The sequence below is a fragment of the Flavobacterium enshiense genome, from assembly GCF_022836875.1.
Lineage (GTDB): Bacteria > Bacteroidota > Bacteroidia > Flavobacteriales > Flavobacteriaceae > Flavobacterium > Flavobacterium enshiense_A.
Genome location: NZ_CP090376.1, coordinates 373,981 through 392,704 on the forward strand (window position 1 = coordinate 373,981; position 18,724 = coordinate 392,704).

Consider the following 18,724-nt stretch of genomic DNA (forward strand, 5'->3'; position numbering starts at 1 on the left):
TGTATATAAATATTAGCTTCTTAATTTATTATTAATAGTGACACTTACCACATTCTAAACCTCCCATTTGTGCAGCTGTCAATTTGTCTACACCGTATTTTTTAGAAAGTTCTTCGTGAATTTTCGCGTAGTATTCGTTACCCTCTACTTTTACATCTGTTTCTCTGTGACAGTTAACACACCATCCCATAGTCAACGGCTGATCCTGTTTCATGATTTCAAAAGTCTCAACTTTACCGTGACATTTCTGACACTCTACTCCAGCAACAGATACGTGTTGAGAGTGGTTGAAGTAAACGAAATCCGGAAGATTGTGAACACGAACCCATTTTACCGGCTTAACTTTACCAGTATAACTCTGTGTGTTTTTATCCCATCCCACAGCATCGTATAACTTCTGGATTTCAGCAGTGTAAAACTCTTTCGAATAGTCAACATATGAAGAATCTTTGTCACCCTGGAATTCAGAAATATTTTTATGACAATTCATACAAACATTCAACGAAGGAATACCGGCAGTCTTACTTACTCTCGCAGAAGAGTGACAGTATTTACATTCAATTTTATTATCACCCGCGTGGATTTTGTGTGAATAATGAATTGGCTGAATAGGCTCATAATTTTGATCTACTCCAATTTGCATCAAATATCCATAGATAAAATACATACCTATCAAAATCATCACAATAGAAGAAACCAAAACTAAAAACTGATTTTTAGCGAATGCTTTCCAAAGCGGAAGTGACTTTTCTTTTGCAGGAACTTCTACACCATTAGCAGCAGCGATCTTATTAAGCACATTCTTAACAAAGAACAACATTGCCACCAACATCATCAAAACAACCGCCAAGACGCCCAATATCAGATTATTGGAAACACCACCCTCCTGAGCAGCGCCCGGCGCAGCAGCAGTAACCGCAGCAGCTGGAGCTTCTTCCTTAACAGAAGTATATGCTAAAATATTATCGATATCCTCTGTAGATAACTGAGGAAAACCAGGCATTGGAGTCTTATTAAACTCTTCAAATATCTTAACCGCATCTGCATCACCGGATTTGATCACTTCGGCACTATTGTGCACCCATTTGTAAATCCACTCCTTGTCATACTTATCTGCAACACCACGTAAGGCAGGCCCCGTAGATTTTGCATCAAGTTTATGACACGCAGCACAGTTTGTATTAAAAATTGCTTTCCCTTTCGCTGGATCACCAGCACCGGCCGCAGGAGCAGCCGCATCTTGGGCTAAAGAACTCAGCGACAGCGACAATACCATCGCAAGGCTGAATATTAATTTTTTTGAAAACGAATTATGGTTACCCACTTTTTTCATAATTAAAAGATTATCAACTAAATTTAGCACTGTTCTTCACAGATAAGAACAAGCCTTATTTAAAAACTGGCACAAAAATACGACTTATGAGCTATTATCAAAACCTTAAATTTATCATAAATTGTAATTTATACCAATTCTAAATAAATTGAAGTTTTCAGATTGAATGTTTTAATTGTATTTTTGTTCCAAATCAACTTATTATGAGAATTTTAAGAACCCAATCTATTTTAGCTTTTTTTATTTTATCCTCTTTTTCAGGCTTTAAAGCCTATTCACAACCTTCCAAAATTAACATTGTACAGGATCCGAAGTTCGAAATGCTCTTGAACGAAAAGAGAAAAATAAACTCGTCCATCACTGTTAATGACAGGTATAAGGTTCAGATTTTTTACGGAACCAACGAAGAAGCTAAAAAAAACCTCTCCCAATTCAAAAAAGAGTTCAGAAACCTGGATGGCACCATTATTTATTCGAATCCGAGCTACAAGGTATGGGTTGGCACTTTCAAAACCCGAATTGAGGCCGAAAAAAATTACAAGGAAATTTTAAAAAAATACCCTACTGCGCTACTTATTCGCCCGAATAAGTAAACATATTTTCAAAATCAGACCGATAAATCAGTCATATACCATAAAAAAAGCCGGCTTTAGCCGGCTTTTTTTATTTAGATCTCTTTTATCTTTTCCCTATTCCACAAACTCTAAATGAGTTCCTTCAGTATGTAAAATATGTTCTGCATTTTCTACTTCTTCAATTGTACCGTTTACAACAACCATAAATCTTCCTTCTTTCAAATGCTCTTCACATTTTACAACGACATCATCTTTAAAACCTAATAAAGACAAAAACGAAATAAGTCCTCCAGTTAAAATTCCTAAGTCAAATCCGGCAATGGCACCAATCAAAGCGCCAGCACCATACAAAAAACCAAAACCTGGAATCGCAAAAATCCCAATACCGGAAAGTAAACCAATAACTGTCCCCGCCCCCATACCGATTACAGCAGGCGCTTTTTTAAACGTATCCGTTGATCTTACGTGGATGTGGTCTTCAACAATTTCCGCTGTTCCTAAGAGCGAAACATTACTCATGGGAAAGTCTTGATCATTCAACACTTTGATAGCATCTATTGCTTCTTCGTGAGTTTCATAAACTGCAATTTTTGATTTCATGACGCTACATTTTAAGTTCCCAATACCTTATGAATTTAATAGTAAAATTATGAATTTTAATTAGTTTTATGTAATTTTTTTACATTTAATTATATATCTCACTAACTATCTGTTCCCTCAAACACATCTTAACTATTATTTACCCACGAAAAACCAGAAAGTACAATATACACCATATTAAAACAATTGCAGTGTCACTCAAAAAATCATACTACAAACCAAAAAAGGAGTTTATCATGCTTTTTACTTCCAGCCAAATTCTCTTTTTATGCTATCCGAAAAAAAAACGTTTTGAACAGGAACCTCGCCGGCTATATCTTCTATATGGGTTTTGAAACGGAGGGAGGAAGGAAGACTGTCCTTTGAGAGCAATCCGTATTTTTGATAACCAAAATGAATATAACTGAAAGCATCGAATACAACATACTCTCTATAATCCGTTTCATGCTTTAAATAGCTTTTTTTGATATACGGCTCAATGAGCAACCATGTACGCCCGATATTTTCTTTTATGCTTAAATTAATATATAACTTTGAAATGGTGCTTGTCTGGACTATCGCAAAATTTTTTCCAGTTGGGTATTGATCGTATTTACGACAAAGATCATGCAAGAAAGATATGGTACTGAAAAGAACCTCATTGCACTTGGAATCAACTGCTTTTTTATCCGTTACCGATAAAGCCTCAGTTTCTTGGAGTTTTGAAACCACTGACTGTATAGTCTGAATTTTTATTTGGTTATCATGTAATTTTCGCTGATCAATTTGCTTTTCAAAGTTATTATCAAGCCAGATAAAATGATTTTTGAGATACATTTCCTTGAACCACTGGGATAGTTCACCTTTCATAATTGCATCGGAATACGATTCGCCCCCGGTCATATAAGCAATTGTAAAACCATGGTTTTTGACTAGAATCTCAAGTTGCTCCTTGAAGAATCCAAGATCCTTATGTAAATAACTGTAGTCGATAAGCCTCATCTTCAAATCTACCTCGTAACCATAATCTTCCTCTAGTTTGAGCACTTTCTCTTTTGCGGCCAGATATTGGTCTTTATCTTTTCTACTGAGGCCAAATGAAACATTGAGAAGATCATTAATAACAGTATCACGATAATTCTGCGAAAAAACAGCCGTTAAGACAAAGAAAAAAATCAAAGAAAGACAAAATTTCAGCTTATTCATTTTTTTAGGAATTTGATTACGCAAAAATAAAAGCATTTTTTATACTCTATTCGTTTATGGCAATAAAAAAATCCCGACGAATCGGGATTTCTATATCATTTTAAGAATAACTTATTTAAGTTTCTTTTTCACTTCAACTTCCTGGAAGCACTCAATCAGGTCGTATTCATGAAGGTCATTGTAGTTTTTAACCTGCATACCACAATCATAACCTTTGGCTACTTCTTTCACGTCGTCTTTGAAACGTTTCAACGTTAATAATTCGCCTGTATAGATAACCACTCCTTCACGGATTAAGCGGATTTTTGAATTACGGAATACTTTTCCGTCAGTAACCATACATCCTGCAATAGTACCCACTTTAGAAATCTTGAACAACTCACGAACTTCTGCTGTACCGGTAATCTCTTCTTTCATTTCCGGAGACAACATACCTTCCATTGCATCTTTCAAGTCATCAATAGCATCATAGATAATTGAATAATGACGGATATCGATTTCTTCTTTATCAGCAAGTTGTTTTGCATTTCCTTGCGGACGAACGTTGAATCCGATGATGATCGCATCCGAAGCCGAAGCTAACAATACGTCTGACTCTGTAATTGCCCCAACTCCTTTGTGGATAATCTTAATTTGAATTTCTTCTGTCGATAATTTAGAGAAGGAATCCGATAATGCTTCAACAGAACCATCCACGTCTCCTTTAAGGATAATGTTCAATTCCTTAAACTGACCCAATGCGATACGACGACCGATTTCGGCAAGTGTAATGTGTTTTTGTGTACGAACCGATTGCTCACGTAACAACTGCATACGTTTTGCCGCAATTTGTTTCGCTTCTCTTTCATCTTCGAACACGTTGAATTTATCTCCAGCCGTAGGTGCTCCGTCAAGACCTAAGATAGAAATTGGTGTAGATGGACCTGCTTCTTTCACAGAATTACCACGCTCATCGAACATAGCTTTCACTTTTCCGTGGTTTTTACCGGCCAATACATAATCCCCAACTTTTAGTGTACCTGCCTGAACAAGGATTGTCGACACATAACCACGTCCTTTGTCTAACTGAGCCTCAACTACAGTTCCGATAGCCGGTTTATTTGCATTTGCTTTAAGATCTAAGATTTCAGCTTCAAGCAATACTTTTTCTAATAACTCTTTAACCCCTAAACCTGTTTTAGCAGAAATATCGTGCGATTGGTATTTACCACCCCAGTCTTCCACCAACAAGTTCATAGCTGCTAAACGTTCTTTGATCTTTTCCGGATTAGCATGTGGCTTATCTACCTTATTGATAGCAAAAATCAATGGAACTCCCGCTGCTTGTGCGTGACTGATTGCCTCTTTCGTTTGTGGCATGATGTCATCATCGGCAGCGATTACGATAATCGCGATATCGGTAACCTGAGCTCCACGAGCACGCATCGCTGTAAACGCTTCGTGACCCGGTGTATCAAGGAAAGCAATTTCCTGACCATTATCCAACTCCACTCCATAAGCTCCGATGTGCTGAGTAATACCTCCGGACTCACCTGCAATTACATTTGTTTTACGAATGTAATCCAACAAGGATGTTTTACCGTGGTCAACGTGTCCCATCACCGTAACGATTGGCGCTCTGTGTGTCAAATCTTCCGGTCTGTCTTCAACAACCTCAATTGCTTCTTCAATATCAGTAGTAATGAATTCAACTTCGTAACCAAACTCATCAGCAACAATAGACAAAGTTTCAGCATCCAGACGCTGGTTCATGGTTACCATGATCCCAAGCGACATACACGTTCCGATAACTTTAGTGATAGGCACATCCATCATCGTTGCAATTTCACCTACGGTAACGAATTCCGTTACTTTCAGGATTTTGCTTCCTTCTTCAATTGCTCTTTGCTCGTCGTCAGTTTTCTGACGGTGAGAATCACGTTTGTCTCTTCTGTATTTAGCCGCTTTAGATTTACTTCCTTTACCTTGAAGTCTTTCTAAAGTTTCTTTAATTTGGTTTTTAACTTCTTCTTCGGTAGGCTCAACCTTAGCTACAATAGCAGGACGGTTTCCTTTTTGGAAGCCCGGTTTGTTAGGCGTGAATTTACCAGCACCTCCCGGTCTGTTAGCACCGCCTTGAGCACCACCACCCTGTCCCGGCGCTCCGGTTCCAGGCGCACCCGGTTTACCCGGAATACGTTTTCTTTTATTTTTGTTTGCTCCACCTTGTCCCTGACCAGCTGGAGTTCCAGCTGCAGTTCCCTTGGCTGCATCTTTTTTGAAATCTTCTTTCTTTTTCTTAGGCTTGTTGAACTGAGACAAATCGATAGTCTGGCCAGTAAAGGTAGTACCGGAAAGTTTTTGGTATTGTGTCTCGATTTTCTCGTCCTCTACCGGCTCTGAAGCAGGAGTAGCTTCTGGAGTCGTTGGTGCAGGTCTTGCCTCAACTTTTTCAACCGGTTCCGCCTTCTCTACTTTTGAAGCTTCTTCAACTTTTTCAATTGGCTTTTGAACTTTTTCAACTGGTTTTTGAACTTCTTCAACAACCGGTTTTTCAACTACTTTTTCAGCAGCTGGCTCAACCGTTTTTTCGATTTTTTCTGAAGAAGGTGTTTCAGCAACAACTTCCGGTTTTTTGGGCTCCAAGTCAATTTTACCAACTGCTTTTGGTCCCGTAAGAGAAGCCCTGGCTTTGATTACTTCCTGGCGCTGTCTTTCCTCTTCCTGCTTGCGTTTTTCTTCAATTTCTCTTTCACGCTCGATACGAAGGGCTTCTTTTTCCTTTTTCTTTTCTTCACTCACCTCCAAAGAAGCAACTTTTTTACCTTTATCGGCAGAGAATTGACCGCACAAGATAGAGTATTCCTCATTAGAAATTTTGGCGTTCGGACTTGATTCGATGGTATGACCCTTATCTTTCAAATAATCCACAGCTCTATCTAGAGAAATATTTAATTCCCTTAAAACCTTGTTAATTCTTATTACTCTTTCTTCAGACATATAATCTTTTTATTATTACCTTAATGCGTGTTGTGTTGTTGTTAGCGCGGATTATTCTTCGAACTCGTTCTTCAGAATTCGCATAACATCCAAAATAGTTTCTTCTTCAAGATCAGTTCGTCTTACTAAATCGGCAACATCCTGTTTCAGCACGCTTCTTGCTGTATCCAAGCCAATTTTCGCAAACTCTTCGATAACCCATCCGTCAATTTCATCGGAGAATTCTGTTAATTCAACATCATCCTCTTCTTCAGCAATGTTTCCTTCACGGATAACATCCAATTCATAACCTGTTAATAAACCGGCTAATTTAATATTATGTCCGCCACGTCCGATTGCTTTAGACACCTCTTCTAATTTCAAGAACACCTCTGCTGACTTTTTATCTTCATCGATTTTAACAGAAGAAACCTTTGCAGGGCTCAATGCTCTTGTAATATATAATTGTGTATTGCTCGTATAGTTGATAACGTCGATATTTTCGTTGCCTAATTCACGAACAATTCCGTGGATACGGGAACCTTTCATACCAACACAAGCTCCTACCGGATCAATACGGTCATCATAAGAATCCACAGCTACTTTTGCTTTTTCACCCGGAATTCTGACTACTTTCTTAACCGTAATCAAACCGTCGAATACTTCAGGAATTTCCTGTTCAAATAATTTTTCAAGGAATTTCTCAGATGTTCTCGACATGATGATCTGAGGCTTGTTTCCTTTCAATTCAACATTTTCAATGATTCCGCGAACGTTATCCCCTTTGCGGAAGAAATCAGACGGAATCTGTTTTTCTTTCGGTAATACAATTTCGTTTCCTTCATCGTCTACCAAAATTACAGCTTTTGGACGAACATGATGAACTTCTGCCGTGTAAATATCGCCAATTAAATCTTTAAATTGTTTATAAAGATTGGTATTATCGTGTTCGTGGATTTTAGAAATCAGGTTTTGACGCAAAGCCAAAATCGCTCTTCTACCCAATTGTATTAATTTCACTTCTTCAGAAACATCCTCACCCACTTCAAAATCCGGCTCGATCTTTCTGGCTTCCGACAATGAGATTTCAGAATTTTCATCCTCTACTTCTCCATCAGCAACCACCACACGATTTCTCCAAATTTCCATATCCCCTTTATCAGGATTGATAATGATATCGAAGTTATCATCTGAACCGTATTTCTTTTTCAATGCATTTCTAAACACATCTTCTAAAATTGCCATTAAGGTAACTCTATCGATTAGTTTATCGTCTTTAAACTCTGAAAACGACTCGATTAATGCAATATTCTCCATACCAACTCTCTATTTAAAATGTTATTATAACAATTGCTTCTTTAATATCTTCGTATTTTATCTCTGCCCTTTTCTGAACAGTCTCTTTTCCTTTGCCAATTTGTTTTGGCTCTCTGGCCGTCCATTCCAAAACAATGAACTCATCATTTGCATCAGTAATATTCGCTTCGATTTTTTCTGCTGCGGTAGTCACCTTCAGTTTTCTTCCGATGTTCTTTTTAAACTGTCTCGGCATTCGCAAAGGCGATGTGGCACCTGCTGAAGCTACCTCCAGCAAAAAATCCTGCTCCTCCCTGTCCAAGCCGTTTTCAACAACCCTGCTTACATCAATACAATCCTGAAGTGTCACTCCGTTATCACCATCTAAAGTTACGATAATTTTGAATGCATCAGTAATTGTCAGGTCGATCAGAAAAAGAGAAGGCTTTTGTTCTAAAGCTTCCTCCAGAATACCACTTACTTTTTCTTTAAATGTCATATCTGTATAAAAAGAGGCACGCATAGCGTGCCTCATTATTTAGTTCCTTAATAAATAACTGTGCAAATATACAAATTTTTTTTAAATATTGAAAATCATTGTTAATTCTAAATAATTTTATACTTTTATAAAAACTATTTTAACCCGAATTTCTCACATTTATAATTATGAAACGAATTTTAGTACCCACCGATTTTTCAAACCACGCCGAATACGCCCTTAAAGTAGCTGCACAAATTGCCAGAAAAAATAACGGAGAGATCTTTTTACTACATATGCTTGATCTTCCACATGAAGGAAGCGACGCTCAATCCCACGGCCATGACATTCCTGAAATCATGTATTTCAAAAGAAGAGCCGAAGAAAGATTAGACGAACTTGCTACTATCAGTTATTTAGATGGCATTGAAGTTTCTCAAATCATTAAAATCCACTCTACTTTTACCGGAATTATTGATATCAGCAAATTAAACGATATCGATTTAATTGTAATGGGCTCACATGGCGTTAACGGTTTCAAAGAAATGATCATCGGCTCCAATACAGAAAAAGTAGTTAGAACTTCAGATATCCCGGTTTTGGTCATTAAACAAGAAATGCCGAATTTCAATGTCAACAATTTTGTTTTCGCTTCCGATTTTTCAGACGAAGTAGCAAAAACCTTTGCAAAAGCAGTTGAATTCACCAATAAATTTGGCGCTCACCTACATTTAGTATGCATAAACACACCAAACAACTTCAAATCAACAGGTATTGCCGAGAAAAATATGCACGAATTCGCTGCTAAATTCCAACTTGATAATTTCTCCACCCACATCTATAACGATGTGAACGTAGAAAAAGGCATTTTGAATTTCGCCAACAGCATAGACGCTGATTTAATCGGAATGAGCACCCACGGAAGAAGAGGACTTGCCCACTTCTTCAACGGAAGCATTAGCGAAGATTTAGTAAACCACTCCGCAAGACCTGTGGTAACTTTTAAAATCTAATTAATATCAAATATAAAAAAGCCCGCTCTTTCGAACGGGCTTTTTTTTATGCCTTACCTCACCTCCTTCTTAACCTACTTAACACAATAAAGGTATAGAATAAAAAAACCTCTCAAATGAGAGGTTTCTATTGTTGGCCCACAAGGACTCGAACCTTGAATGACGGTACCAAAAACCGGAGTGTTACCATTACACCATGGGCCAATAACCAAAACTATCTTGCAATAGCGGGTACAAATATACTACAATTTTAATCAAAACAAAATCAGAACGACCTGTTGACCAAAAAAATTCAAAAAATTTTAAAATAAATAATCCTCTCAGAGTGAGAGGATTATTTTGTTGGCCCACAAGGACTCGAACCTTGAATGACGGTACCAAAAACCGGAGTGTTACCATTACACCATAGGCCAATAACCAGCGCTATCATTGTGATTGCGGGTGCAAATGTAGCACATATTTTTTTTTATCCAAATTTTTCTCAAAAAAATATTAAAAAAAATTTCCAGAGCGTTTCCATATGTAAAAAAAGAGTTTCTTTGTAGTAGAATTCAATCTGAAAAAATCGACATATCTTATATGACTACTTTCAATTTTAAAAAGTGGAATACCATTTTAGGATGGCTTACGTTTGCCATCGCACTTCTAACCTACACTTTAACAGTAGAACCCTCATTAAGCTTCTGGGACTGTGGAGAATACATAGCCACTTCAGCTAAACTGGAAGTCGGACACCCACCGGGCGCACCTTTATTCCAAATGATTGGAGCCTTCTTCGCGATGTTCGCTCCAAGCGCAGGCAAAATTGCACTGATGGTTAACATGACTTCTGTTTTCTCCAGCGCATTTACCATTTTATTTATGTTCTGGTCGATGACCTTAATCTTAAAAAAAGTAATTTCATCATATTCCGAATTCAGTAAAGAAAATGCAATTGTAGTTTTAGGAAGCGCATTTGTAGGCTCTTTAGCCTTCACTTTTACTGACAGTTTCTGGTTTAGCGCTACCGAAGCCGAAGTATACGCCATGGCTTCCTTATTCATAGCTCTTTTAATCTGGATGGGTTTACGCTGGGAAGAAGAAATGCACACGCCGCGCGGTAACAAATGGTTATTACTGATTTCTCTTGTCATTGGCCTTTCGTTCGGAGTTCACTTTATGGCCTTACTAACTATTCCTTCTATAGGATTACTATACTACTTTAAGAATTACGAAAAGATCACCGTTAAAAACTTCATAATTGCCAACGTGATAATGGTAGCGATTCTATTTTTCGTTTTCAAGTTCTTACTACCTTACACACTGGCATTCTTCGGAAAAATGGAAATCTTCATGGTTAACAGCATTGGCTTGCCATTTAATTCCGGGACTATTTTTGCTTTCATATTGATTATTGCCTTTTTCTATTTCGGATTGAAATACACCAAAAAGAAAGAACTACCACTTTACAATACGCTTTTACTTTGCGTCCTTTTCGTATTAATTGGATTCTCAACCTGGTTAATGCTTCCGATACGCGCCAACGCTAATGTAGTTATCAACGAAAACAAACCTTCCGATGCCGCAGAGGTTTTAGCCTATTACAACCGTGAGCAATACGGTGAACAAAAAACATTCTACGGCCCATTATTCTCTGAAACTTATGCCGGTTTAGACGAAGACAAACCATACGAAGATGACAAACCCAACTACGAAAGAGACTACAAAACAGGCACATACGTTATCGTAAACAACTATGTCAATGCAAAAAGCAATGGCGACGACAAACACAATGGCGTTTTGCCAAGGATGTGGTACGGCGACACTGAAGACGCACGTGTAAACTACATGACATTCACCAAACCATTAGACTTCACCATCAACCCAGAGTATTCTCACGAAGACGAATTGGTACAAATCGTTTCCGAATTCCGAAGCGCTTTTGCAGCCGGAAAAATAGACCTTGAAGGTTACGACAAATTCCTTAAGTCATATGGCGACTATTTAATCATCGAGAAGCCTTCTTTTGGCGACAACATGAAATTCATGTTTGAATATCAGTTCGGCTATATGTACTGGAGATACTTATTATGGAACTTTGTGGGCCGCCAGAACGATATTCAGGGAAAATACGACTCCCAAAACGGAAACTGGTTAAGCGGTATCAATTTCATTGACGAAATCCACCTTGGATCCCAGGAAAACCTTCCTCCGGATGTTCTTAACAACAAAGCAAGAAACACCTACTTCTTCTTGCCATTCATATTAGCGATCATCGGAATGGTGTTCCATGCTAAAAAAGACCTAAAGAGCTTTTATGTTTTACTGGCACTGTTCCTGTTCACCAGTTTCGCTTTAAAGATATTTTTAAATGAGCGTCCTTTTGAACCAAGAGAGCGGGATTATGCCGTGGTTGGTTCTTTCTATGTATTTGCAATGTGGTTAGGTTTTGGCGTTTACGCCCTTTACGAAGCCATTAAAAAATATTTACAGCCGAAAGTAGCCGGCCCGGTAATTATTGCCGCTTCATTATTAGCCGCGCCGGTATTAATGGCGAAAGAAAACTGGAACGACCACGACCGTTCGGACCGCTACACAGCAATTGCCATGGCAAAAGCCTATCTGGATTCATGCGAACCGAATGCCATCTTGTTTACCATCGGTGACAACGACACTTTCCCACTATGGTACGCCCAGGAAATCGAAGGCTACAGAACCGATATTCGTATCGTAAATACACAGCTTTTCGCTACCGACTGGTACATCGACCAAATGAAAGCCAAGGTATACAAATCGGAACCATTACCGATACGCTTCACACACGATCAATATGTGGCAGGAACCCGTGATTATGTCATTCACAGAGAACTCACAAAAGAAAGGCTCCCGATTGAACAATTCCTCAAATTTATCCAATCCGGAGATGAAAGAACGATCGAAACAATGCCAAACGGACAGAAAGTACAATTCTATCCTACTGATAAAATCAGCATTCCGGTAGATAAAAATACAGTTATAAGAAACAAAGTAGTTCCATCAAGTCTGAATGATTCTATTGTTTCAAAAATCGATGTAGACATTAAAGGTGGTGTGATTTACAAAAACCGATTGATGATGCTGGACGTGGTAGCCAACAACAATTGGAAACGTCCTATTTATTTCTCTCCGGGAAGTTTTGACGACGAAGATTATATCTGGATGAAAGAATACCTGCAATTAGAAGGCATGGTTTATCGATTAGTACCAGTGAAAACAGCGAGAAATGAAGAATCCAACCAATTTGAAATGGGTTATCTTGATACAGAAAAAATGTATAAAAACGTGATGTCTTGGGATTGGGGGAACAGCGAAAGTCCGAATATCTACCATGATCCGGAAACACGTAAAAACAGTATTTCTTACAGAACCAATCTTGCTCGTTTAACGGAAGCATTAATCAACGAAGGCAAAAAAGACAAAGCCAAAAAAGTGATTGATCTAGCCATAACAAAAATGCCTGTCGATTATTTTGATTACTACCGTTTTATCGATCCGTTTGCAGGAGGATATTATGAATTAGGCGAAAAAACAAAGGCCAGAACACTATTGTCTCAACTGATGAAAAAATATCAGGAAAATCTAATGTATTACAGCACTCTGAAACCTACAGATCAAAACGATTTATATGTAGACATTGTTACCGACATCGAAAGCTACAGAGGCTTACTTGACATAATGAAGGAAAGAGGCGATATGGAGTTCTACTATCAAAACAAAGTCAAATTCAACAGCTACAACAAACTGTTTCCTCTTTTTGAAAGAGACATGGAATAAGTAAAATTCTTCCTAAAATAAAATAAGGCTTTTAAGGTTTTTAACTTTGAAAGCCTTATTTTTATGTTATGGATTTCTATTGGATAAAAACAAACAAACTAATTAAAAAGATATTTTCCAATCAGGTTTGGGACCTCCCGAATACGGAAAAGAAAATATACCTCACCTTTGACGATGGGCCAACTCCCGAAGCCACAGAATGGGTATTGTCTGTTTTAAAAAAACACGAAGTGAAAGCCACTTTTTTCTGCATCGGTGATAACATCCGCAAACACCCTGAACTTTTTCTAAAAGTAATTTCTGATGGTCATGCCATAGGAAACCATACTTACAATCATCTGCAAGGATGGAAAACAACCAACCATACATACCTTGAAAACATCCGTTTATGTGAAGAAGAAATCGGCCGGAAAATTCAAGATATAAAACTACATGAGAAAAAAGAAGAAAAAGAGAAATCCAACAACGGAAATTCCAATGGGATTCCACGCAAAATAACGGGGCTATTCCGACCACCATACGGAAAAATAAAACCTTCCCAATCTACGCAATTGCGAAAAAAGGGCTATAAAATTATTATGTGGGATGTTTTAAGTGCCGACTTTGACCAAAACATTTCACCGGAATCATGCCTGCAAAACGTAGTTAAAAATACAGCGCAAGGCTCTATTATCGTGTTTCACGATAGTAAAAAAGCCTTTCGTAATGTTGAGTATGCTTTACCGAAAGCAATTGAAATTTTAAAGGGGAAAGGTTTTCAATTCGCTACAATCGATTAAGTGTTTTCCTGAACCAGACCAATTATGGTATTGGCATCCAATTCTCCGGATTGTCTCCAAACCATTTGACCTTCTTTATAAATCATCAACGTTGGCAATCCTTTAATTCGCAAAGCTTCAGCCAATTCCTGGTTTTTGTCCACGTCAATTTTAATCACTTTGGCCTTATCGCCTAGCGCCGCTGCAACATCTCTGATTACCGGATGCATGGAAACAGAGGACTCATTCCAATCGGTATAAAAATCGATAAGAACAGGAACCTGCGTATTGATTAGTTCTCCAAATTTTGACATAAGCTAAAAGTTTAGATTAATTAAAAACTTTTTTTCTTAAAAAAATAGTATACAAATATAACATTTTTACGCAATTACGCTACTCTTTCGCCTTTTTTTAGTTGAATCACCGTTATTTCCGGCCAAATACCGACACGCCCGGGATAAGCATGAAAGCCAAACCCCCGGTTTACATAAATGTAGCGACCCATATTTTCGTATAATCCGGCCCATTGTTTATACACATACTGCACCGGACTCCATCGGAGTATACCAGGAATTTCAATACCAAACTGCAATCCGTGGGTATGACCTGATAAGGTCAGTTGGTAATTATTTTCGTGATGCTGTACTTCCGCATCCCAGTGAGAAGGATCGTGGCTCATCAGGATTTTAAAGTCTTCTTTCTTAACTCCCACAGAAGCTTTATTCAGATCACCTGCTTGCTTGAATTTCACGCCCCAGTTTTCAACACCTACCAGTGCAATTTCATCTTCCCCATTCTTGATTCTGACGTTTTCATTAAGCAACAGCTTAAAATCAATCTGACCATACAAATCTTTTATTTCCTGAAAATTTTTATCTTTTGCTGCATTTGAAGGCCATTCAACATACTCCCCGTAATCGTGATTCCCCAAAACGGAATACTTCCCGAATTTTGGCGTTTCGATTTTACGGAAAGTATCAATCCACGGATGCATTTCTACAGCATGTGTATTTACGATATCACCGGTAAAAAGAATCAAGTCAGATTTTTGCTGGTTCACCAAATCGATGGCGTATTCAATTTTTTCCGGATTATCAAAACTACCGCTGTGAATATCCGAAATCTGTGTAATAGTCATACCATCAAAACTTTCCGGCAAGTCAGGAAAAAACAAGGTTTGACGGATTACTTTATAGTTGTATTTCCCCTTTGTCATTCCATACAAAAGCGAAGTAAACGGAATAGCAGCTATACCAAGAGCAACCTGACTGATAAATTTCCTTCTGCCCGGTATCGCTTCACTGATACTGTCAGCCTGCGTAAAATAGTTGATAATTGTAGCAAACATTCTGAAAATGTCTTCCCCTAAAAGAATTACAGCCATCAATAACTTCGGAACAAGCATCAGTAAAAACAAGCCAATGGTAAAAAGCGATTGGGAATTCTGCCCTACTCTCCGGTCAAATTGACTGAACCCATACAGAATATATGCAAAAGCGAGAAAGCTAACGACCTGATAAACTATCAATATCCACCGTTCGCGGGTTATTGTTTTTACCGCCTGAAAAGCATAGAGCTCCACCAAAAGTAGTATAACCCCAATAAAGACTAAACGCATCATTTTTACTTTAAGAAACAACAAAGTAACAACTAATGATTACGGCTACAATGCTTAATTAGCTTTTTTTTAACTTCAATCGGCTCTGCAACAAAAACATGAGAACAGCACTAACATTCTTGCAACGACAGCCAACTAAAAAGAGACCACTTTCAACAATTGACTTTACAACAGTACAAACCTATGTAATTAGGCTATGTCCTCAAATCCTGTCCTGATTTTTCATATATTTGAAGTCTTTAATCTAACGCAATCATGTCGCAAAAACGCCTTTTCCTTTTAGATGCTTACGCCTTAATTTTCCGTGGCTATTACGCTTTCATCAAAAATCCACGAATCAATTCCAAAGGAGTCGATACTTCGGCTGTACTAGGATTCATGAATTCGTTGCTTGATGTTATCAGACGTGAAAAACCGGATCATTTGGCCGTGGCTTTCGACAAAGGAGGCAGTGTGGTACGCAGTGAAATGTTTGCCGAATATAAAGCCAACCGTGATGCGACTCCGGAAGCCATTAAAATAGCTGTTCCCTACATACAGGATTTCCTTCGTGCTATGCATATTCCCATTATTGAAGAAGCTGGATACGAAGCCGATGATTTGATCGGAACATTGGCCAAACAAGCCGAGAAAGAAGGTTATCAGGTTTTCATGGTAACTCCCGATAAAGATTTCGGGCAATTGGTTTCCGAAAATATTTTCATGTACCGCCCTGCACGTTTAGGGAACGACATCGAAATTTGGGGTGTTCCGGAAGTATTGGAAAAATTTGAAATACAAGACCCTTTACAGGTAATTGATTATTTAGGCATGATGGGTGATGCCGTTGACAACATTCCGGGATTACCGGGGGTGGGAGAAAAAACTGCGAAGAAATTATTGGCGGAATTTGGTTCCATGGAAAACCTACTTGCCAATACAGATAAATTGAAAGGCGCTTTGAAAACGAAAATCGAAGCCAACAAAGAACAGGGAGTCTTATCCAAAAAACTGGCCACCATCCTACTCGATTGCCCGGTAACGTTTAACGAAACCGATTATGAATTAAGTAAACCCGACGTAGAAAAAACCGACGCCCTTTTCATCGAACTGGAATTCCGTCAGATGCGAACCCAATTCGACAAACTTTTCGGCGGCGGTAAAGAATATGACGAAATAAATGGAAATGGAGACACTGCCCCAAAAGCAGCAAAGAAGACAGCTAAAAACGAGGATCAGTTTTCGCTTTTTGACAGTGGCGACAGCGAAGCACCGGCAGGACATCATAGTTATTACAATACGCTTGAAAACACCAATCACCACTACGAAATCGTTCAGGGCAATTTGGGTGTTCAACTTTTCATGCAGACATTATTACAGCAGAAATCGGTTTGTTTCGACACCGAAACTACCGGAATCGATGCCCTTAATGCCGAATTGGTAGGAATGTCATTCTCCTGGGAAAAAGGAAAAGCATTCTACCTTCCGTTTCCACAAAATCAGGAAGAAGCCAAAGCTTTATTGCAAAAAATAGTACCGTTTTTTGAAAATGAAGAAATCGAAAAAATCGGTCAAAACATAAAATACGACCTTAAAATACTGGCAAATTATGGCGTACCTGTAAAAGGAAAACTTTTCGACACCATGATTGCCCACTATCTGATTAATCCGGACATGCGTCACAATATGGACGTTTTATCGGAAACCTATTTAAAATATTCTCCGATGCCGATTGAAAACTTAATCGGTAAAAAAGGAAAAAACCAGAAATCGATGCGTGATGTACCTTTGGAAGACATCAAAGAATATGCAGCCGAAGATGCCGACATCACCTTACAACTGAAAGAAGTTTTCGACCCAAAACTAGATAGTACTGGCACCAAAAAACTGTTCGAAGAAATCGAAATTCCGTTAATCGAAGTCCTAGCCGCGATGGAACGGGAAGGAATCCGTTTGGATGTGGATTATCTGAAATCGATGTCGAAAGATATGGATTTCGAAATCAAAGAGTTGGAGCAGAAAATTTATGAAACTGCCGGCGAGAAATTCAATCTGGCTTCACCGAAACAGTTGGGCGAAGTACTTTTCGATAAGATGAAAATCGGAGGCACTAAACAAAAGAAAACCAAAACCGGACAATATGCAACCGGCGAGGAAGTACTGAGTTATTTGGCCAACGAACACGAAATCGTTCGTCAGATTCTCGAATGGCGCCAGATGGTAAAACTGCAAAGCACTTACATCATATCCTTACCGGAACAGGTCGACGAAGGAACAAACCGCGTTCACACCGATTACATGCAGACGGTAGCAGCCACAGGTCGTTTGAGCTCAAATAACCCGAATCTGCAGAACATCCCCATCCGTACCGAAAGAGGTCGACTAATCCGAAAAGCCTTTATAGCTAAAGACGAAAACTATACTCTATTATCTGCCGATTACTCTCAAATTGAATTGCGTGTCATTGCCGCCATGAGTGGTGAAGAAAACATGATAAAAGCCTTCCAGCACGGAGAGGACATTCATAAAAGTACAGCCGCCAAAGTGTTCCATGTGCCTTTGGAAGAAGTGACGAAAGAACAGCGTAGCCATGCCAAAACTGTGAACTTCGGAATCATTTACGGGGTTTCCGCTTTTGGATTGAGCAATCAGACGAATTTATCACGCAGTGAAAGTGCCGCTTTGATAGAAGCGTATTACAAAACCTATCCGAGATTGCGCGAATACATTAAGGAACAGATTGAATTCGCCAGAAGCCATGGCTATGTACAAACCGTTTCCGGACGTCGCCGTTACCTGAAAGACATCAATTCAGCAAACGCAGTGGTGCGTGGTGCTGCCGAACGAAATGCCGTAAACGCGCCAATTCAGGGAAGTGCGGCCGATATCATCAAAATTGCGATGATCAATATCCACAAAAAACTGACTTCCGAAAACTGGAAATCAAAAATGTTGTTACAGGTACACGATGAGCTTGTTTTCGACGTTCACAACAGCGAATTGGAAAAAATCAAACCGATGATCAAATACGAAATGGAAAACGCTTTCAAATTAGCCGTTCCGTTCGAAGTGGATCTAGGAACCGGAAGAGACTGGCTGGAGGCACATTAAGAGCAGCAGTAGCAACCCTGAGCAACAG

13 protein-coding genes and 2 tRNA genes are annotated in these 18,724 nt (G+C 38.7%); 5 read left to right on the plus strand and 10 right to left on the minus strand.

Translation table 11 applies throughout. The features are described from left to right. Positions 1–31: 31 nt before the first annotated feature. Positions 32–1,333 (minus strand): c-type cytochrome, encoded by a 1,302-nt coding sequence (locus LZF87_RS01670; RefSeq protein ID WP_244340653.1) that lies wholly within the window; start codon positions 1,331–1,333, stop codon positions 32–34. A 203-nt stretch (positions 1,334–1,536) separates the two neighbouring features. Here LZF87_RS01670 and LZF87_RS01675 point away from each other — a divergent pair, with 203 nt between their 5' ends. Continuing rightward, a complete protein-coding gene (locus LZF87_RS01675; protein ID WP_244340657.1) occupies positions 1,537–1,926 on the plus strand; it encodes an SPOR domain-containing protein in 390 nt (129 codons plus the stop codon). Between the two features lie 96 nt (positions 1,927–2,022). Here LZF87_RS01675 and LZF87_RS01680 read toward each other — a convergent pair whose 3' ends face one another. The 5 genes from LZF87_RS01680 to rimP all read right to left on the minus strand — a co-directional run bounded on the left by LZF87_RS01680 (position 2,023) and on the right by rimP (position 8,446). Next, entirely contained in the window at positions 2,023–2,508 is a 486-nt protein-coding gene (locus LZF87_RS01680; RefSeq protein ID WP_244340659.1) for a hypothetical protein, read from the minus strand. 243 nt (positions 2,509–2,751) lie between these two features. Continuing rightward, on the minus strand, positions 2,752–3,729 hold the full coding sequence (locus LZF87_RS01685; protein ID WP_244340662.1) for a hypothetical protein: 978 nt from the start codon (positions 3,727–3,729) through the stop codon (positions 2,752–2,754). A 75-nt stretch (positions 3,730–3,804) separates the two neighbouring features. Beyond that, positions 3,805–6,672, minus strand: a complete 2,868-nt coding sequence (gene infB / locus LZF87_RS01690) for a translation initiation factor IF-2 (protein ID WP_244340664.1) — start codon at positions 6,670–6,672, stop codon at positions 3,805–3,807. Between the two features lie 51 nt (positions 6,673–6,723). Then, on the minus strand, positions 6,724–7,968 hold the full coding sequence (nusA, locus tag LZF87_RS01695) for a transcription termination factor NusA (protein ID WP_023573328.1): 1,245 nt from the start codon (positions 7,966–7,968) through the stop codon (positions 6,724–6,726). 13 nt (positions 7,969–7,981) lie between these two features. Then, complete coding sequence (gene rimP / locus LZF87_RS01700; RefSeq protein WP_244343849.1) at positions 7,982–8,446, minus strand: ribosome assembly cofactor RimP; 465 nt, start codon at positions 8,444–8,446, stop codon at positions 7,982–7,984. A gap of 167 nt (positions 8,447–8,613) precedes the next feature. Between rimP and LZF87_RS01705 the strand changes: the two genes are divergently transcribed. After that, positions 8,614–9,438, plus strand: coding sequence for a universal stress protein (locus LZF87_RS01705; protein ID WP_244340670.1), 825 nt, complete (start codon positions 8,614–8,616; stop codon positions 9,436–9,438). 133 nt (positions 9,439–9,571) lie between these two features. Here LZF87_RS01705 and LZF87_RS01710 read toward each other — a convergent pair. Further along, a tRNA-Gln gene (locus LZF87_RS01710) sits at positions 9,572–9,642 on the minus strand. 138 nt (positions 9,643–9,780) lie between these two features. Next, a tRNA-Gln gene (locus tag LZF87_RS01715) sits at positions 9,781–9,851 on the minus strand. 166 nt (positions 9,852–10,017) lie between these two features. On the opposite strand from LZF87_RS01715, the gene LZF87_RS01720 reads away from it, so the two are divergent. Together LZF87_RS01720 and LZF87_RS01725 are read left to right on the plus strand one after the other, a co-directional pair. Further along, positions 10,018–13,230 (plus strand): glycosyltransferase family 117 protein, encoded by a 3,213-nt coding sequence (locus tag LZF87_RS01720; RefSeq protein ID WP_244340674.1) that lies wholly within the window; start codon positions 10,018–10,020, stop codon positions 13,228–13,230. A gap of 68 nt (positions 13,231–13,298) precedes the next feature. Beyond that, positions 13,299–14,009, plus strand: a complete 711-nt coding sequence (locus tag LZF87_RS01725) for a polysaccharide deacetylase family protein (protein WP_244340676.1) — start codon at positions 13,299–13,301, stop codon at positions 14,007–14,009. Here LZF87_RS01725 and LZF87_RS01730 read toward each other — a convergent pair. Beyond that, positions 14,006–14,302 (minus strand): thioredoxin family protein, encoded by a 297-nt coding sequence (locus tag LZF87_RS01730; RefSeq protein ID WP_023573323.1) that lies wholly within the window; start codon positions 14,300–14,302, stop codon positions 14,006–14,008. The two genes, LZF87_RS01725 and LZF87_RS01730, sit on opposite strands and share 4 nt — an antisense overlap. A gap of 74 nt (positions 14,303–14,376) precedes the next feature. Then, on the minus strand, positions 14,377–15,609 hold the full coding sequence (locus LZF87_RS01735; RefSeq protein ID WP_244340678.1) for a metallophosphoesterase: 1,233 nt from the start codon (positions 15,607–15,609) through the stop codon (positions 14,377–14,379). A gap of 249 nt (positions 15,610–15,858) precedes the next feature. On the opposite strand from LZF87_RS01735, the gene polA reads away from it, so the two are divergent. Beyond that, complete coding sequence (gene polA / locus LZF87_RS01740; RefSeq protein ID WP_244343864.1) at positions 15,859–18,696, plus strand: DNA polymerase I; 2,838 nt, start codon at positions 15,859–15,861, stop codon at positions 18,694–18,696. Positions 18,697–18,724: the final 28 nt, after the last annotated feature.